This is a genomic window from Pseudomonas sp. GM49, from assembly GCF_000282355.1.
Lineage (GTDB): Bacteria > Pseudomonadota > Gammaproteobacteria > Pseudomonadales > Pseudomonadaceae > Aquipseudomonas.
This window is the reverse complement of the sequence record NZ_AKJL01000337.1, coordinates 24,154-41,562: the sequence shown is the minus strand read 5'-3', so window position 1 is coordinate 41,562 and position 17,409 is coordinate 24,154. Positions and strand designations below refer to the sequence as shown.

Here is a 17,409-nt window from a genome sequence, read left to right as displayed (position 1 = left end):
GGCTTGACTGCCGAGCCGCAGTATCCGCCGTGGGTGCTTTGGCTGCCGACCATGGGGTTGGCCACCATGCGTTCGAGGTTGACGCTGGTGATCGAGTTGATGGTGTTGATCAACGACACCGCATCGGCACCGCCCCGGTGGGCCGCACGGGCGGCGACGCGGATGTCGGTAATGTTCGGCGTCAGCTTGACGATCACCGGCAGCGAGCAATAGGTCTTGCACCAGCGGGTGACCTGTTCGACGTATTCCGGCACCTGGCCGACCGCCGCGCCCATGCCGCGCTCCGGCATGCCGTGGGGGCAACCGAAGTTCAGTTCGATGCCGTCGGCGCCAGTGGCTTCAACCAGTGGCAGGATGTGTTTCCACGACTCTTCAACGCAGGGCACCATCAGGGATACGATCAGCGCGCGGTCCGGCCAGTCCTTTTTGACCTGGGTGATTTCCCGCAGGTTGATCTCCAGCGAGCGGTCGGTGATCAGCTCTATGTTGTTAAAACCAAGCACCTCCCTGTTCGCCCCGAAGTGCGCCGAGTAGCGCGACGACACGTTCACCGCCGCCGGGTCTTCCCCCAGGGTTTTCCAGACCACGCCGCCCCAGCCGGCCTCGAAGGCGCGGACCACGTTATAGGCCTTGTCGGTCGGCGGCGCGGAGGCCAGCCAGAATGGATTGGGTGCTTTGATGCCGGCGAAGACAATCGACAGATCGGCCATTTATGCAGCCTCCACGTTAAGCATCAGTTGAGCATTGATCGCCTCGGCGGCGCGCTTGCCATGCTGCACGGCTTGCACGGTGAGGTCTTGATCGAGGCTGGTGCAGTCGCCGCCGGCATACACGCCGGGGATGCTGGTGCGCAGCTGTTCATCGACTTCAATGCGCTCGCCCTGGCGCTTGAGCTCACGCGCCAGTGGATCGGCGAGGGCGTTGCCATCGAAGGCCTGGCCGATGGCTTTGAAGATCGCGTCGGCGGCCAGTTCGAAGGTTTCGCCGGTGGTTTGCAGACGACCTTCGACCAGATGGGTGCGGGCGAAACGCATGCCGCGCACACGGCCGTGGTCATCGAGCAGCACTTCTTCGGGTTGCGCCCAGGTCATCAGCCGCACCTGATTGGCCTTGGCAATGTCCTGCTCGTGATGGGTGGCGCCCATGTCTTCGGCGCCGCGCCGGTACACCAGGTTCACGTCACGGGCGCCGAGGCGGGCCATTTGCACGGCCATGTCGATGGCGGTGTTGCCTGCGCCGAGGACGATGCAGTGGTCGGCCAAGGGGAGTTGGGTCAGGTCATCGGCCTGGCGCAGTTCGCGGATGTAGTCGGTGGCTGCGAGCAGGCCGGGCGCGTCTTCGTGGGCCAGGCCCAGTTGTTTGCTGGCGTTGAGCCCTAGGCCGAGGAACACCGCATCGAACTGTTGATGCAGTTCGCTGAGGGTCAGGTTCTCCCCGAGTTTCTGCCCGTGGCGGATTTCGATCCCGCCAATCTCCAGCAGGAACTCAAGCTCCTTTTGCGCATAGTCATCCACCAGTTTGTATTTGGCGATTCCGTACTCGTTGAGGCCGCCGGCCTTTTCCCGGGCCTCGAAGATCACCACATCATGCCCGTGCATGGCACTGCGGTGGGCGCAGGACAAACCGGCCGGGCCCGCGCCGACCACGGCGATGCGTTTGCCGGTGGTGGCGGCACGCTGGAACGGGTGAGTGCTGAAATGTGCATTGTCCACGGCATAGCGTTGCAACAGGCCGATCATGACCGGCGCACATTCGTGAGCGTTGTTGCGCACGCAGGCTTGCTGGCAAAGAATTTCCGTCGGGCAAACCCTGGCGCAACTGCCGCCGAGGATGTTGGCCGAGAGGATTTTCTGCGCTGCGCCTTGCACGTTGTCTTGCTGGATGTTGCGGATGAACGACGGAATGTCGATCTCGCTCGGACAGGCATTCACGCAGGGCGCGTCGTAGCAATACAGACAGCGCGAGGCTTCGAGCCGGGCCTGTCGCTCGTTGAGCGGCGGCGCCAGATCGGTGAAATGGCCGGCGAGGGCGGTCGCATTCTCATGGGGATGCGGGAGGTGGTCCAGGGTCTTGATCACGGTGTTGGCCTCACGGTTATTGAGGTATTGCCTCTGACGGGCATGTTTTTTGTGTTGTCAGTGCGGGCCTTATCGCGGGCAAGCCCGCTCCCACAGTTTTTGTGGACACCCGAGATCCCTGTGGGAGCGGGCTTGCCCGCGATAGGCCGCAGGCCGCTTTCAGCGTTTCACAGCAACCGGCTGATTCAACTCGGCCCGCTTGCTCAGCAAATCAAACACCGCCGGGTACGCCGGCCGTTCGATGTAGCGCCCGGCCCCACGCTCGGCCCGCAAATCCCCATCGGCCCAAACCACGCGGCCCTGGCTGATGGTGTGGCTCGGTATGCCGCGCACGGTCTTGCCTTCGAAGATGTTGAAGTCCACCTGCTGATGGTGGGTCTTGGCTGATATGGTCCGCGTGCCTTGCGGGTCCCACAGCACCAGATCGGCATCGGCACCGACGCGAATCGCGCCTTTGCGTGGGTAGAGGTTGAAGATTTTCGCCGTGTTGGTGGACGTCAGGGCGACGAATTGCTGCATCGAAAAGCGTCCGGTGTTCACGCCTTCTTCCCACAGAACCGCCATGCGGTCTTCGATGCCGGCAGTGCCGTTGGGGATCTTGCTGAAGTCGTCGCGGCCAGCGGCTTTTTGCTCGGCGCAGAAGCAGCAATGGTCGGTGGCGGTGGTGTGCAAATTACCCGATTGCAGGCCATGCCAGAGCGCCTCTTGATGACCGCGGGGGCGGAACGGCGGGCTCATCACGTATCCGGCGGCGGTTTGCCAGTCCGGATGGCGGTAGACGCTGTCGTCCAGCAGCAGGTGCCCGGCCAGTACTTCGCCATACACTGGCTGGCCCTTGCCGCGGGCGTAGGTGATTTCGTCGAGGGCCTCCTTGGTTGAGACGTGCACCAGATACAGTGGCGTACCCAGGGTTTCGGCGATGCGGATAGCCCGGCTCGCCGCTTCGCCTTCAACCTGTGACGGCCGCGACAGCGGATGCGCTTCTGGCCCGGTGATGCCCTGGGCCATCAGCTTGCGTTGCAGGTGATACACCAGTTCACCGTTTTCCGCGTGAACGGTCGGCACCGCGCCCAGTTCCAGGCAGCGTTCGAAACTCGCCACCAGGGTGTCATCGGCGGCCATGATCGCGTTCTTGTAGGCCATGAAATGCTTGAAGCTGTTGACGCCGTGCTGGCTGACCAGTTCGGCCATTTCTTCGCGGACCTGTTCGCTCCACCAGGTAATGGCGACGTGAAAACCGTAGTCCGACGCCGACTTCTCGGCCCAGCCGCGCCACTGATGAAAGGCTTCGAGCAAGGACTGCTGCGGATTGGGAATCACGAAGTCGATGATCGACGTGGTGCCGCCGGCCAGTCCCGCCGCCGTGCCACTATAGAAGTCTTCGCTGGCCACCGTGCCCATGAAGGGCAGTTGCATGTGCGTGTGCGGGTCGATGCCACCGGGCATCAGGTACTGGCCGCTGCCGTCGAGCACTTCGGCCCCTGCAGGAACATCGAGGTTGTCGCCGATGGCCTGGATCACGCCGTCTGCGCAATACACATCGGCGCGATAACTTTCATCATGGGTAATAACGGTGGCGCCACGGATCAACAGAGACATTCCGAGTTCCTCGCAGGCAATGACCGGCTAATGCCGGTTCTAGATGTTTTATATGACGCCAGCGTCAACAGGTGTATTCCTGTCAGCGCTGTCAGGATTAAACGCTAGCTGCAGTTATTCGAATCGGCAAGAATATTTTTTATAAGCTTATTCAGTTATTAACTGATTGATATTTAACGTTTAAATACAAGAATCACCAAAATGGTGAGCGACCTCACCATTTTGACGCACTTGACAGGATCTAAAAATAGTCAAGATTTCTTATGTGAAATCAGCTGTTTGAGTATGGTCTATGGTTGATGCGCAGCCATTGAAAAAAGATCAACGCACCAGTTTGAGTCCTGACTGTCCGGACAACTTGCCTGGCATTCGGCCTGAGTGGCCTGACAAATAGTCGAGTCAGCGAATAAAACTGATAAACATCAGTTAGTTACATTGTGTTTATGGAACTGCCCGATGCACAGGCGGGGCACCCGGCACGTTTATTGATGCCGTCAGCACCCGATGAGCAAAAAATAATTCAAAGAACAGTGGAGCGGCCATGCAACAGATCAGATCGCAAGTGACCGAGCGCGACGGCTTGTTTGAGTTGGAAGCCGGCAGCGATGTCCTCGACAGTCCCCGTTACAACCACGACATTGCGCCGACCAAGGTGCGCGAACGCACCTGGAACAAATGGCACATCACCGCGCTGTGGGTGGGCATGGCGATTTGCGTGCCGACCTACACCCTCGGTGGCGTGCTGACCGCGTACTTTGGCCTGACGGTTGGCGAAGCGCTGCTGGCAATTCTGTTTGCCAACATCATCGTACTGATTCCCCTGACCCTGAACGCCTTTCCCGGCACCAAGTACGGCATTCCCTTTCCGGTGTTGCTGCGCTCGTCCTTCGGCGTGCTCGGTTCCAACATTCCGTGCCTGATCCGCGCCCTGGTGGCGTGTGGTTGGTTCGGCATCCAGACCATGTTCGGCGGGCTGGCGATTCACCTGTTCCTCGGCTCGGTGTTCGAGGGCTGGAGATCCCTGGGCGGCACCGGTGAGGTCATCGGCTTCATGGTGTTCTGGGTGCTGAACCTGTGGGTGGTGATTCGCGGCGCCGAGTCGATCAAATGGCTGGAAACCCTGTCGGCCCCGCTCCTGGTGGCGGTGGGCGCCGGTTTGCTGGTGTGGGCGATGCCCAACGTATCGATGACTGAATTGCTGGCGATCCCCGCCAAACGTCCCGAAGGTGCCAGCGTAGCCAGTTACTTTGCCGCCGGGCTGACGGCGATGGTCGGGTTCTGGGCCACGCTGTCGCTGAACATCCCCGACTTCAGCCGCTACGCGAAAAGCCAGAAGGACCAGATTGTCGGGCAGATCATCGGCTTGCCACTGACCATGTTCCTGTTTGCCTCCCTGGGCGTGGTGATGACCGCCGCCTCGGTGAAGCTGGTGGGCGTGACGGTGTCCGATCCGGTGACCCTGATCGGCCATATCCAGAGTCCGGTCTGGGTGGCGCTGGCCATGGCGCTGATCATCATCGCCACGCTGTCGACCAACACTGCGGCCAACATCGTATCGCCGACCAACGACTTCCAGAACATCGCCCCCAAGGCAATCAACCGGACCAAGGCGGTGATGCTCACCGGGCTGGTCGGGCTGGCGCTGATGGCCCATGAACTGCTGAAAAAGCTCGGCCTGATCGTTTCCGACCTCAGCCTGGAAACGGTCTATTCCAACTGGTTGCTCGGCTATTCCAGCTTGCTGGGCCCGATTGCGGGGATCATGGTGGTGGACTATTTCCTGATCAAGAAACAGCAACTGGACCTTGCCGGCCTGTACCGCGATGACGTCTATCCGGCATGGAACTGGAGCGGTTTCATCGCGTTCGGCGTGCCGGTGGTGTTGACGCTGCTGTCCCTGGGCAGCGATGTCTTCAGCTGGTTCTACAGCTACGGCTGGTTCACCGGCTCGGCCCTCGGGGGGCTGATTTATTACGGGGTGAGTGTGGTGCGGCCGAGTCCGTCAGTCGCGAAATCTGCGGTGTGAAGGATGGCCCCATCGCGAGCAAGCTCGCTCCCACAGGGGATCTGTAAACACTGGAGATCCAATGTGGGAGCGAGCTTGCTCGCGATGAGGGCTTTGAGTCCACCGAAGAAACACCTGAAGAAATACACAAGAACAGCCTGAGGAGATCATCATGAACGCGGCCGTAGACGTTCTGCAGTCCAGCCATCAGTACATCAACCGCGACCGCCTGTGGCAATCGCTCATGGAGCTGGCCAAACTCGGTGCCACGGTCAAGGGCGGCGTGTGTCGCCTGGCCCTGACCGATCTCGACCGCCAGGCCCGGGACATTTTCGTCAAATGGTGTCAGGAGGCTGGCTGCACCGTCAGCATCGACGCCGTCGGCAATATCTTCGCCCGCCGTCCCGGGCGCAATCCCGACCTGCCACCGGTGATGACCGGCAGCCACATCGACACCCAGCCCACGGGCGGCAAGTTCGATGGCTGCTTCGGTGTGTTGGCCGGCGTCGAAGTGCTGCGCACCCTCAATGATCTGAACATCGAAACCGAAGCGCCGCTGGAAGTGGTGGTCTGGACCAACGAAGAAGGCTCGCGCTTCGCCCCTTGCATGATGGGCTCCGGCGTGTTCGCCGAAAAATTCACCCTCGAAGAAACCCTGGCCAAGGTCGATGCCGATGGCGTGACTGTGGGGGAAGCACTGAATGCCATTGGCTACGCCGGCCCGCGCAAAGTCAGCGGCCACAAAGTCGGTGCCTACTTTGAAGCACACATCGAGCAAGGTCCGATCCTGGAAGACGAACGCAAGACCATCGGTGTGGTCATGGGCGCCCTCGGGCAGAAATGGTTCGACCTGAAACTGCGCGGCGTCGAAGCCCATGCCGGCCCGACCCCGATGCACCTGCGCAAGGACGCCCTGGTCGGCGCCGCGGTGATCGTCGGTGCGCTCAACCGCGCCGCCCTCAGCCATCAACCCCATGCCTGTGGCACCGTCGGTTGCCTGCAAGCCTATCCCGGCTCGCGCAACGTCATCCCCGGCGAAGTGCGCATGACCCTGGACTTCCGGCATCTGGAACCGGCGCGCCTGGACTCGATGATCGCCGAAGTGCGCGAAGTCATCGAAACCACCTGCGACGAACATGGCCTGACCTTCGAGCTCACGCCGACGGCCGACTTCCCGCCGCTGTACTTCGACAAGGGCTGCGTCGAAGCCGTGCGCGGCGCTGCCCAAGGCCTGGGTCTGTCGCACATGGACATCGTCAGCGGGGCAGGGCACGACGCCATCTTCCTCGCCGAACTCGGCCCGGCCGGGATGATCTTCGTGCCGTGCGAAGGCGGTATCAGCCACAACGAAATCGAAAACGCCGCGCCGGATGACCTCGCGGCCGGCTGTGCGGTGCTGTTGCGGGCGATGCTGGCGGCTTCGGCGGCGGTGGCGAAGGGCGAGTTGGTTGATTGAAACGAGTGACGTGCGCTGAATGATTCAGCGCACGTCACAAAGCGCAATCCTCAATCGTCATCCTGCTGAACCCCTCAATCAGTGGAGCAACACGATGTCGTCCAACACCCAAGCGGTCAATCTGCTGCAATCGATTCCACAGGTTTTCGAAAGCCTGACCCAGGTCCATGTCGTTCTCGATCAACAAGATCTCAATCCAGCCCTCAAGCATTTGATCCACCTGCGCGCCTCGCAGATCAACCAATGCGGTTTCTGCGTGAAGATGCACACCCGCGAAGCCCGTGAGACCAACGAAACCAACGAGCGTCTGGATCGCCTGATCGTCTGGCGTCACGTCAGTGATTTCAGCCCTTCGGAGCGCGCCGCGCTGGCATGGACCGAAGCCTTGACGGTGCTGGATGCAAAAACCGATTACGCCAGCCTGCGCGGTGAGTTGAGGGCGCATTTCAGCGATGGGCAGATCGGCGCCTTGACGGCCGAGATCGGCATGATCAACCTGTGGAACCGCTTGCAGGTGTCGAGGCACTGATTGATGAACTCCGCTGAAAACGCCGCCACTGTGTTCGAGCAGCGCCGGCCCTTTTTGCTCGGTCTGGCCTATCGCATCCTCGGCTCGCGCGCCGAAGCAGAGGATGCGGTGCAGGAGTTGTTCATCAAGTGGCTGGAGGCCGATCGCGCCTCCATCTCCACGCCGGCCGCCTGGCTCACCACCGCTTGCACCCGCCATTGCATCGACCTGCTACGGTCGGCGCACAAGTCCCGGGTGGATTACATCGGTACCTGGCTGCCGGAGCCGATCCACACGGCCCATCAGGATTCACCCGAGCACATGCATGAACTGGCTTCGTCGCTGTCCACCGCGTTCGTGTTGTTGCTGGAGCGGCTGACACCCAAGGAACGCGCGGCGTACCTGCTGTACGAAATCTTCGACATGAATTACCCGCAGGTCGCCGATGCGGTCGGGGTGCAGGAAGCCGCTTGCCGCAAACTGGTGTCTCGGGCCAAGGCGAGTCTGGGCAGTGCGCAAACCCGCTATCAACCGGAACCTGTGCGCCAAAACCAGTTGCTGAGCGCCTTCCACAATGCCATCGCCAGTGGCTCCACGGCGAACTTGAGCGCGATGCTCAGCGAAGACGTCGAACTCTGCGCCGACAGCGGCGGCAAGGCTTCGGCGATCCGTGAAACGCTGGTTGGCATCGCAAGCGTGCTGGATTTCATTGGCCAGTCGTTGCACGCCTATTGGCAAACGTGTGAATGGCTGCCCATTGAGATCAATGGTGCTCAAGGTGTCATCATCAAGGCCGATGGTGTTATCAACGCGTCGGTGACGTTTGGTTTCGACGAGACGGGGCGGGTGAATCGGGTTTTCATCATGCGTAATCCGGACAAGTTGGCGGGGCTGGAGGTGTCGTTGAACGTGCACTAGTCAAACGACCACCGGCCGTGAGCGTTCCGAAAATGATGGCGATTGCTGTGGGAGCGGGCTTGCTCGCGAAAGTGGTGGACCCGTCGACATTTAGCTCACCTGACACACCGATTTCGCGAGCAAGCCCGCTCCCACAATGTTCGTTGCACTATCCAAAAAACCGGAGGTCGTACCCTACAGGGTCATCCTACTTGTGGAGACGCAATGAGCCAGGACGTCCAGGCCACGGAAACCAATCGCCGCCAGCTGAGGCAAATCATCGCCGGTCTGTCCGACGGGGTGATTCTGCTGGATCCCGACCAGAGCATACTGTGGGCCAATGACGCCGCGCTGGCCATGCACGGCGCAGCGCAAATCAGCGATCTGGGCAGCAACGCCAAGGCCTATGCCAAACGCTTTGCCCTGCGTTATCTCAATAGTGGCGTCGTGCCTGCCGACAGCTATCCGATCAACCGGGTGGCCCGTGGCGAGACGTTCAGCGATGTGCTGGTGGAGGTGACGTCGGCGGCGGACAAAGCGCGTACCTGGGTCCATCGCGTGCGCAGCCTGGTATTGGTTGACAGCCGTGGCGAACCGGAATCGCTGGTGTTGATCATGGACGATGTCACCGACCGGGCCAGCGCCGAGCAACGCTTCGCCACAGTGTTTCGTCTGTCCCCGGTGCCGATTCTGCTGTGCGGCGCGGCTGATCAACGGGTGCTGGACGTCAACGAAGCGTTCCTCGATACCCTGGGTTTTCCCAGTGAGGAAGTGCTTGGGATCAGCGTTGCGCAGATCGATTTCATCGATGATAAAAACGCGCGCATCTGGCTGTTCGCCGCGCTGGAGAAAACCGGCAGCCTGAACCGCATCGATGTGCGCGTACGCCGCAAAGACACCAGGCTGATCGATTGCACCGTGTTGGCGGACACTGTGAACATTCAGGGCAACCCGTGCTACCTGCTGGTGCTGATGGACATCACCGAGCGCAAGCGCACCGAGCTGGAACTGGTGTCGGCCATCGAGGAAGCAATGAAGGACGCCAAATGGTTCAGCCGCACGCTGATCGAAAAACTGGCCAACGTGAAGAACGTCAATTCACCGAAGTTGCCCCGTGTCTCCTTCACCGACCTGACCGCCCGTGAGCGCGATGTGCTGGGCCTGATATGCGAAGGCCTGGCCGACAAGGAAATCGCCGCGCGCCTGAAACTCGCGCCTAACACGGCGCGCAACCATGTGGCGGCGGTGTATTCCAAGCTCGGTGTACACAGCCGCAGCGAGGCGATTGTCTGGGCGCGGGAGCGGGGACTGTTCTCGAGTGAGTAGCGGCCAAAGGGGCAGCAATAAGGTGCAAGTGCACTAAATCGCAGGGTGCACATTCATGTGTCGACCCGGTGGATCGGCTCCTGGGCTGAGGAAGTACGGCAGGTGACTTCAAGTCACCTTCGCACCCCTTCGCAATCGGTCGGCGCCCTGATCCCGTGATGTAAGAACTGCCAGCTTTTACTGGCGTTGACCACCGGCTGAGCCATGAGTGATTCGCATTTTTTTATTTTTGTGACAGGTGTGTGGATTTTGCGCGCGGGTTTTGTTGTCACAAAAATGTGTCGATCACTTATCGCGGGTCAACCTATGAACACTCTTGGGAAACGCGTTTTTGCACCGCTCGCATTCTGCGCAGCGATTCTCGGCGGCTGCTCCAGTCCGCCCCCACCTCCAACAATCACTCCACCCCCTCCTGAACGCACCTGCCAGGCCATGGATAAAACCGATGTCCTGGGCGATGTACGGGGCGAAGATGGGCAGGTGACCCGAGTCACCACCACGACTCGGTGTATTACCCAGTAAGCCAGTGTGACGGCCGCGTTGTTGAACGGCGCGGCCATGCTGAATGGTAAATCGGCTAAAAGTTGGTATCAGGTGGTCGGTTTTTATTGCTGGGTGATCGTTTTTGCTGTCTGTTCTGACACTATCTGCTACCTGGTATTTCTAGTTTAGTGAAGAACACATCTTTTTTTCACTGATAGACCTGTCATTTATGATAGTTCTCGGTGCATCGATTTTTCCTGATAGTTCATGGACTGTTTTTTATGTCCATCGCTGAAAAGGAAACGTCGTCATGAGCACCGAATTAAAAGACTCAACCGCTGCACCAAGCCCTTGGGAACAAGCCACGTTGTTTATCAACGGCAAGAAAGTGGAATGGAGGGCGGAACTCGTTTTGCTCCGCGGGCAGGAGAACGAAGTGACGGTGGAGGCTCCACCCGTGATCGCCAGGGCGCTCAACCTGGGGCTGGCTGACAATGGCGGTTTGGAAACTGTTGCATCGCCGGAATTTGGCGCTTGGGTGGCTCCCGTTAATGGCAAGTTCACTTGGAAGATTACACCGGACACTGGCAAGAGCGGTCGTATTACCCTGGTGTTTTTCAGCAGGGAAGTGCTGGTGCCGTGGGAGCACCGAAGCCTGGTGATTTCGAGCAACCTGGCGGATGAGGCAGACGTGAAGATTGACGGTGCCGCCGTGCCTGCCGGGGGTAATTGGTTTTACCGGGACAAGGCGCAAACAGTGACGTTGATCCCTAAACCCAACAGCCCGCTGGCCGGCCTTCCAGTCACCCTGACCTGTGTAATCAAAAGTGGCTTCGGTATCTCCGTGGTGAGTGCACCGGCCTTTGGCAGTGAGCGAACCACCTACAGCTGGGTAGTAACAGGGAAAACCAGAAGTGGCACCTTCCAGTTGGCGTTGGCGGGCAAGGGCATGAGCACGCCGATTACCTTGGCTGTCAGCAAGTTGCTGTCGAACAATCTGGCGGATGAGGCAGACGTGAAGATTGACTACGGCACCGTGCCTGCCGGGGGTAATTGGTTTTACCGGGACAAGGCGCAAACGGTTTCGTTGATCCCCCGTTCAGACAGCCCGCTGTGGGGCCTTCCGGTGACGTTGACCTGTACTGTCAAAAGTGGCCTTGGTGCAGCCGACGTGGTGAGTGAACCGGCCTTTGGCAGTGAGCGAACCTCCACGTATACCTGGGCAGTAACCGGGAAAACCAGAAGTGGTACCTTCCAGTTGGCGTTGGCGGGCAAGGGCATGACCACACCGATTACCTTGGCCGTCAGCAAGTTGCTTTCGAACAATCTGGCGGATGAGGCAGATGTGAAGATTGACGGCGTCGCCGTGCCTGCCGGGGGTAATTGGTTTTACCGGGACAAGGCGCAAACGGTGACGTTGATTCCCAAGTCAGGCAGTCCGCTGGCCGGCCTTCCGGTCAAGCTGACCTGTGCGATTAAAAGCGGCCTCGATGTCGCCAACGTGGTGAGTGCACCGGCCTTCGGCAGTGAGCCAACTACCCATAGCTGGGCAGTGACCGGGAACACCAAAAGCGGCACCTTCCAATTGGCCTTGTCGGGCAAGGGCATGACCACACCGATTACCTTGGCTGTCAGCAAGTTGCTGTCGAACAATCTGGCAGATGAGGTTGAGGTGAAGATTGGTGGGAAAAGTGTCCCTTCCCGTGGAAATGTATTCATAAGGGGGCAGGCTCAGGAAGTTACGCTGGTCCCTAAACCAGGCAGTCCGATCGCCGGACACAATATTACGCTGAGTTGTAAGCTCTTACAGGGGCTATCCGAAGGCGATATACAAAGTGCTCCGCCATTTGAGGGGGTAGGAGGGCCCAATTGGCGTTGGCAGTTGACTGGATATAACAGAAGCGGCACCTTCGAGATTTCTGTGGTAGGGGAGGGAATGTCTATTCCAGTAAAAATTGCGGTCAGCAAGTTGCTGTCGAACAATCTGGCGGATGAGGCTGTCGTTAAAATTGATGGCATTGACGTATCCAATAATGAAGTTCCCTATCTGAAAGATTCAAAGCGCGTAATTACGTTAACTCCTAAGCCGGGTAGCCCATTGGATGGTGCTTTAGTGAGTTTGCGCTGGATTAGAGGGGACGGTATTGTGGAGCAGGACTTAAGCGTGACACCGAATCTGAATATAGATACAGCGACTTATTATTGGGATGTGAGTAGTCCCTCTGCAAAACACGGGACATTTGAGCTCGGACTTGCTATGGAAGGGCTTGATACGATTCTGGCTTTACCAGTTAGCAGAAAAATTATTGCGAAATATTTTTTAGATGATAAAGAAATTTCCGGGGTTCAAACTATTTCAAGGTTGAATCCCTATTACCTTCGCGTGGAGGTTTCACCTGGAGTCTCCCGCATATATGTCGATGGTACGCAGGGAGAGTACTTGTTTATGCCATATTTAAACGAATGGTTTGATGCCTCTGGCGGCATGGTGCGTTGGCTCATGACGGCGGGAGTTAACCATAAACCAGAGCAGACGGTTTTCTTTGATTATTCATCAGAATATTCAGCAAGGGAGAAGGTTGAGTTTATTAGCCGGCCAGCTTGATTTGATTGCCGAGCGACCGGTGGTAACAGTGTGAACAAAAGGCAGCCAATCGCCCTGATCGGCTGCCTTTTTTATTCGGAAATAGAATCAGGACAGGAAACCACCATCCACATTCAACGAAACCCCAGTGGTATAGCTCGAAGCATCGCTGGCGAGGTAAAGCACCGCCCCCGCCATTTCACTCGGATCCGCCACCCGCTTGAGCGGGATCTGCTGCAGGGCGGTGTTCAGAATGGCTTCGTTTTTCACCAGCGCCGAGGCGAATTTAGTATCGGTGAGGCCTGGCAACAGGGCATTGCAACGAATCCCGAACTGCGCGCATTCCTTGGCAAACACCTTGGTCATGTTGATTACGGCCGCCTTGGTCACCGAGTAAATGCCCTGGAAGATCCCCGGCGAAACGCCGTTGATCGAGGCCACGTTGATGATGCTGCCGCCACCGTTTTCGCGCATCAGCTTGCCGGCTTCCACGGACATGAAGAAGTAGCCGCGAATGTTGACGTCGACGGTTTTCTGAAAAGCACTGAGGTCGGTGTCCAGCACGTTGCAGAACTGCGGGTTGGTCGCGGCGTTGTTGACCAGGATGTCGAGGCGGCCGAACTGTTCCTTGATGCTGGCGAAGACCTGGCTGATCTGTTCCATTTCGCCGATGTGGCAGGCGATGGCGGTGGCCTTGCCGCCAGCAGCGATAATAGCGTCGGCCACGTGCTGGCAGCCTTCAAGCTTGCGGCTCGACACGATCACGTGGGCGCCTTGCTGGGCCAGCAATTTGGCGATGGCTTCACCAATGCCACGGCTGGCGCCGGAGACGAAAGCGATCTTGCCGTCGAGGTCGAACAACTGAGTCTTGGACATGGGATTCCCTTATGAAAAGTCTTGTTATCGAGTCAAATGCCGGGTTGCGGCCAATGCTGTTCCGTTGAGGCCAGTCAGTGCGCGTTATCGTTTGAGATCTTCGCGAGCAAGCTCGCTCCTACAGGGTTCATCGCTCACAGGCTGGATTTCTGGATGACCTGCAGGCTCATCTGCTCCAGCAGCTTGTTCATGTGAATGAACTGCGCGAAGCGTTTGTCCTGGGTTTGGCCGTGGTAGAAGCGGTAGTAGATCTGCTGCACGATGCCGGCCAGGCGGAACAGGCCGTAGGTGTAGTAGAAGTCGAAATTGTCGATGCGGATGCCCGAACGTTCGGCGTAGTAATCGACGAACTCGCGGCGGGTCAACATGCCCGGCGCGTGGCTTGGCTGGCGGCGCATCATCTGCACTGGCGCCGGATCATCGGCTTCGATCCAGTAGGCGAGGGTGTTGCCCAGGTCCATCAGCGGGTCGCCGAGGGTAGTCAGTTCCCAGTCGAGCACGCCGATGATCTGCATCGGGTTGTTCGGGTCGAGGATCACGTTGTCGAAGCGGTAGTCGTTGTGCACGATGCTGGAGGTCGGATGGTCGGCCGGCATCTTGTCGTTGAGCCAGGCCTTGACCGTTTCCCATTGTGGCGCATCGGGGGTCAGGGCTTTTTCGTAACGATCGCTCCAGCCTTTGATTTGCCGCGCCACGTAACCTTCGGGTTTGCCGAGGTCACCCAGGCCGTAAGCGTTGTAATCGACCTGGTGCAGTTCGACGAACTTGTCGATGAAGCTCTTGCACAGGGCTTCGGTTTTCGCCGAGTCCAGCCCGAGCTCCGGCGGCAGGTCGGAACGCAGGATGATGCCGTTGACCCGTTCCATGACATAGAACTCGGCACCGATCACCGATTCGTCGGTGCAGTGCACGTAGGCTTTCGGGCAGTACGGAAAACCGTCGCGCAGTTGATTGAGGATGCGGAATTCACGACCCATGTCGTGGGCCGACTTGGCCTTGTGGCCGAAGGGCGGGCGACGCAGGACGAATTCCTGTTCGGGGTATTCCAGCAAGTAGGTGAGGTTTGAAGCGCCGCCCGGAAACTGGCTGATCCGTGGCAAACCGCTGAGCCCCGGAATATGGGCCTTGAGGTACGGATCGATCAGGCTGGCATCGAGCTCTTCGCCGGTGCGGATACGGGTGGACTGGTCAGTAAGCGCCATGCTTATCCCTTCTGCTTATTCTGGAGGCCTGAAACTATTGGCTAATCTAATGCGCACACCCCGCACCCACAACCGCGATCGGCTCTTATAGGTGAGCGTGTTGCCGGCCAATCATTGTTTTTGATACAGCTGTTTGAATTGCCATCAATGAGCGACCCGGCTCATGGCCGGCGGCAAGGCAATCGGCGTGAGCACCGGTTGGCCGGAGAAAAACGCCACGAGGTTCTTGCCCACCAGTTCGACGGTGCCCTGGGTGGCTTCCGGGGACAGCCCGGCGACATGGGGCGTGAGGATCACGTTGTTCAGGGTCTTGAGCACATCCGGTACCTTTGGTTCGGCGTCGAACACATCCAGCGCGGCACCGGCGATCCGGCGTTGCTCCAGGGCGGCGATCAGGTCGGCGGTGACAATCACGCTGGCCCGGGCGATGTTGACGATAAACCCGTCGGGGCCCAGCGCGTCGAGCACGTGGCGATTGATCAGGTGCCTGGTGCCCAGGCCGCCGGGCGTGGCGACGATCAGGAAGTCCGACGCGCGCGCCAATTCGGTTGGCGTCGAGCAGAACGTGTAGGGCACATCGCTGCGATGCTGGCGATTGTGGTAGCACACGCTCATGTCGAAGCCGTTGGCGGCGCGTTTGGCGATGGCCATGCCGACCGCGCCGAGACCGAGGATGCCCAGGCGTTTGCCGGCGAGGGAAGGGCGCATGATTTTCGGCCATTCGCCGCGCCGTACGGCGGCATCACAGCGGGGCACGTCGCGCACCAGCGCCAGCAGCAGCGCCATGGCATGGTCGGCGACGGACGAGGCGTTGACCCCGGCGCCATTGGTGACGGTGATGCCCCGGTCGGCGGCGGCCTGCAGGTCGACGTGTTCATAGCCGGCGCCGATCACACAGATGATCTTGAGGTTGGGCAGCGCGGCGATTTCATCGGCATACAGCCCCAATGGGCCACGGGTCAGGACGGCGTCGATCTGCCCGGCGTGCCGGGCGATGGCTTCGGCGCGCTCGGCGGGCGTCGGGGCGAGAATCAGGTGGAAACCCTGATGTTCGAGGATGGGCAGGTAATCATTGATGGTTTCAACCAGTACCAGAACGGTTACAGGCATGCTTGGCTTCCTGTGGGCATCGTAAAATCGGCTCGAATGTCTCTTGAGATTGCTGATTTCAGGATAGCTTGGCAACCGCCAGCGATCGCAGCCTGCGATCCTTTATTGCGCGGCTTGAGGTCGCTTTACTTCGGCGGGATGAGAGCGGCCCGGACGGCTTCGAGAAACTCATCCGACAACGGATCACCGCGGGTGGCCCGAGACAGCATCAGTGCTCCGAACATCATCGAATATTGCACCAACGCCTGCTGCCGTTTGCCGGCTTCGTCCTCTGTGTCCAGAAACGAGCCGAGGGAATCGAGCAGGTTGTTCAGGCCCTGCAAATACGTTTGACGCAAACCGCTCTCGGCAGCCTCGTGGCACATGTCCCCGGCAAAGGCCACCACCGGGCAACTGTCACCCGGATTGTCCCGGCTTTCGCTGGACAGGTACGTTTCGACCACGGCGCGGCGGGCAGCGTCCTTGTTGTCATTGTCAGCCACCCTTGCTTGCCAGCGTTGCGCGGCCTGTTCGAAGGCCCGGCCACTGGCCTCTTGCGCCAGGGCTTCCCTGGATTCGAAATGCCCGTAAAAACCGCCGTGGGTCAGGCCCGCAGCGGCCATCACATCGACAACACTGATCCCGTGCAGGCCGCGTTCGCGAAACAGCCGCGTGGCGGCATCGACGATGGTCTCGCGGTTGAGGTCGGCTTGTTTGCGGGAAACTCGGGGCATGGGTCACTCTCGGGGCTGCAGGTTGAATATCAGAGGGCGTATTGGGCAATCCCGTTGCCGAACGACCAGTTCTCTTTTTTCACTTCCACCAGATTAATGAAAACGTCCTCCAGACGCACCGCGAGTTCTGCATGAAGGCTCTCGGTGATGGTTTTGTAGAGGAGTTTTTTCTGCTCGACGGTTCGTCCTTCGCTCATGGTGATCTGGATCACCACCAGTTGGTCCGTACGGCTGATGCCCAGGTAACCGGGGTCAAAGATGAAATGCTGCTCATCGTGTTCGGCGAGTATCTGGAAATTATCGTTCTCCGGCACACCGATGGTGCTGTGCATGGCGGCGTAGATCAGTTGGCCGATGCGTTTGGCACGGGTGGGGTCCTGATGTTTTTTGATGTCGACGCGAACCAATGGCATGGGAAGACTCCAGAAGGAATGCAGGTCGGTTAAAAATACATGACGATAGACCTTTATCAAGTGCGGACTGCGCTTTGGCGATGAAGCGCAGTGCACCGCAGATCCTTGTGGGAGCAAGCTCGCTCCCACAGGGGATCTCCTGCAAGGGGATTTTCGTCA

At 59.2% G+C, this 17,409-nt stretch carries 14 protein-coding genes; 6 read left to right on the top strand and 8 right to left on the bottom strand.

What is annotated here, in order from left to right; translation table 11 throughout:
- The 3 genes from preA to hydA all read right to left on the bottom strand — a co-directional run.
- Positions 1–710, bottom strand: a 710-nt coding sequence (preA, locus tag PMI29_RS00405; protein WP_008004635.1) for an NAD-dependent dihydropyrimidine dehydrogenase subunit PreA, incomplete at its 3' end; no start/stop codon positions are given.
- On the bottom strand, positions 711–2,078 hold the full coding sequence (locus PMI29_RS00410) for an NAD(P)-dependent oxidoreductase (protein WP_008004633.1): 1,368 nt from the start codon (positions 2,076–2,078) through the stop codon (positions 711–713).
- 159 nt (positions 2,079–2,237) lie between these two features.
- Positions 2,238–3,677: a dihydropyrimidinase gene (hydA, locus tag PMI29_RS00415; RefSeq protein WP_008004630.1), complete on the bottom strand. Its 1,440-nt coding sequence runs from the start codon at positions 3,675–3,677 to the stop codon at positions 2,238–2,240.
- A 541-nt stretch (positions 3,678–4,218) separates the two neighbouring features.
- Between hydA and PMI29_RS00420 the strand changes: the two genes are divergently transcribed.
- The 6 genes from PMI29_RS00420 to PMI29_RS00445 all read left to right on the top strand — a co-directional run bounded on the left by PMI29_RS00420 (position 4,219) and on the right by PMI29_RS00445 (position 12,957).
- A complete protein-coding gene (locus PMI29_RS00420; RefSeq protein ID WP_008004628.1) occupies positions 4,219–5,703 on the top strand; it encodes an NCS1 family nucleobase:cation symporter-1 in 1,485 nt (494 codons plus the stop codon).
- A gap of 151 nt (positions 5,704–5,854) precedes the next feature.
- Positions 5,855–7,138 (top strand): Zn-dependent hydrolase, encoded by a 1,284-nt coding sequence (locus PMI29_RS00425; RefSeq protein ID WP_008004625.1) that lies wholly within the window; start codon positions 5,855–5,857, stop codon positions 7,136–7,138.
- A 94-nt stretch (positions 7,139–7,232) separates the two neighbouring features.
- On the top strand, positions 7,233–7,667 hold the full coding sequence (locus tag PMI29_RS00430; RefSeq protein ID WP_008004623.1) for a carboxymuconolactone decarboxylase family protein: 435 nt from the start codon (positions 7,233–7,235) through the stop codon (positions 7,665–7,667).
- Positions 7,668–7,670: 3 nt separating this feature from the next.
- On the top strand, positions 7,671–8,564 hold the full coding sequence (gene sigJ / locus PMI29_RS00435; RefSeq protein ID WP_008004622.1) for an RNA polymerase sigma factor SigJ: 894 nt from the start codon (positions 7,671–7,673) through the stop codon (positions 8,562–8,564).
- A 204-nt stretch (positions 8,565–8,768) separates the two neighbouring features.
- Complete coding sequence (locus tag PMI29_RS00440; protein ID WP_008004620.1) at positions 8,769–9,869, top strand: helix-turn-helix transcriptional regulator; 1,101 nt, start codon at positions 8,769–8,771, stop codon at positions 9,867–9,869.
- Positions 9,870–10,662: 793 nt separating this feature from the next.
- Positions 10,663–12,957, top strand: a complete 2,295-nt coding sequence (locus tag PMI29_RS00445; RefSeq protein WP_008004618.1) for a hypothetical protein — start codon at positions 10,663–10,665, stop codon at positions 12,955–12,957.
- Positions 12,958–13,044: 87 nt separating this feature from the next.
- On the opposite strand, the gene PMI29_RS00450 is transcribed toward PMI29_RS00445, so the two are convergent.
- From PMI29_RS00450 to PMI29_RS00470, 5 genes are all read right to left on the bottom strand, one after another.
- Complete coding sequence (locus PMI29_RS00450) at positions 13,045–13,812, bottom strand: SDR family oxidoreductase (RefSeq protein WP_008004617.1); 768 nt, start codon at positions 13,810–13,812, stop codon at positions 13,045–13,047.
- Positions 13,813–13,946: 134 nt separating this feature from the next.
- Positions 13,947–15,014 (bottom strand): phosphotransferase family protein, encoded by a 1,068-nt coding sequence (locus PMI29_RS00455; RefSeq protein ID WP_008004615.1) that lies wholly within the window; start codon positions 15,012–15,014, stop codon positions 13,947–13,949.
- 144 nt (positions 15,015–15,158) lie between these two features.
- The gene (locus PMI29_RS00460) at positions 15,159–16,124 is read right to left on the bottom strand and encodes a 2-hydroxyacid dehydrogenase (RefSeq protein ID WP_008004614.1); all 966 of its coding nucleotides are present in this window, start codon (positions 16,122–16,124) and stop codon (positions 15,159–15,161) included.
- A 125-nt stretch (positions 16,125–16,249) separates the two neighbouring features.
- Positions 16,250–16,837 carry a TetR/AcrR family transcriptional regulator gene (locus tag PMI29_RS00465; protein WP_008004613.1) on the bottom strand — a complete coding sequence of 196 codons (588 nt, stop codon included), beginning with the start codon at positions 16,835–16,837 and terminating at the stop codon, positions 16,250–16,252.
- A gap of 29 nt (positions 16,838–16,866) precedes the next feature.
- Positions 16,867–17,250, bottom strand: coding sequence for a tautomerase family protein (locus PMI29_RS00470; RefSeq protein ID WP_008004612.1), 384 nt, complete (start codon positions 17,248–17,250; stop codon positions 16,867–16,869).
- Between the last annotated feature and the right edge of the window lie 159 nt (positions 17,251–17,409).

What these genes read in the sequence shown, in the direction of transcription:
- hydA (WP_008004630.1), bottom strand. Translation starts at nt 3,677, where the DNA reads ATGTCTCTGTTGATCCGTGGCGCCACCGTTATTACCCATGATGAAAGT.
- PMI29_RS00420 (WP_008004628.1), top strand. Translation starts at nt 4,219, where the DNA reads ATGCAACAGATCAGATCGCAAGTGACCGAGCGCGACGGCTTGTTTGAG.
- PMI29_RS00425 (WP_008004625.1), top strand. Translation starts at nt 5,855, where the DNA reads ATGAACGCGGCCGTAGACGTTCTGCAGTCCAGCCATCAGTACATCAAC.
- PMI29_RS00430 (WP_008004623.1), top strand. Translation starts at nt 7,233, where the DNA reads ATGTCGTCCAACACCCAAGCGGTCAATCTGCTGCAATCGATTCCACAG.
- sigJ (WP_008004622.1), top strand. Translation starts at nt 7,671, where the DNA reads ATGAACTCCGCTGAAAACGCCGCCACTGTGTTCGAGCAGCGCCGGCCC.
- PMI29_RS00440 (WP_008004620.1), top strand. Translation starts at nt 8,769, where the DNA reads ATGAGCCAGGACGTCCAGGCCACGGAAACCAATCGCCGCCAGCTGAGG.
- PMI29_RS00445 (WP_008004618.1), top strand. Translation starts at nt 10,663, where the DNA reads ATGAGCACCGAATTAAAAGACTCAACCGCTGCACCAAGCCCTTGGGAA.
- PMI29_RS00450 (WP_008004617.1), bottom strand. Translation starts at nt 13,812, where the DNA reads ATGTCCAAGACTCAGTTGTTCGACCTCGACGGCAAGATCGCTTTCGTC.
- PMI29_RS00455 (WP_008004615.1), bottom strand. Translation starts at nt 15,014, where the DNA reads ATGGCGCTTACTGACCAGTCCACCCGTATCCGCACCGGCGAAGAGCTC.
- PMI29_RS00460 (WP_008004614.1), bottom strand. Translation starts at nt 16,124, where the DNA reads ATGCCTGTAACCGTTCTGGTACTGGTTGAAACCATCAATGATTACCTG.
- PMI29_RS00465 (WP_008004613.1), bottom strand. Translation starts at nt 16,837, where the DNA reads ATGCCCCGAGTTTCCCGCAAACAAGCCGACCTCAACCGCGAGACCATC.
- PMI29_RS00470 (WP_008004612.1), bottom strand. Translation starts at nt 17,250, where the DNA reads ATGCCATTGGTTCGCGTCGACATCAAAAAACATCAGGACCCCACCCGT.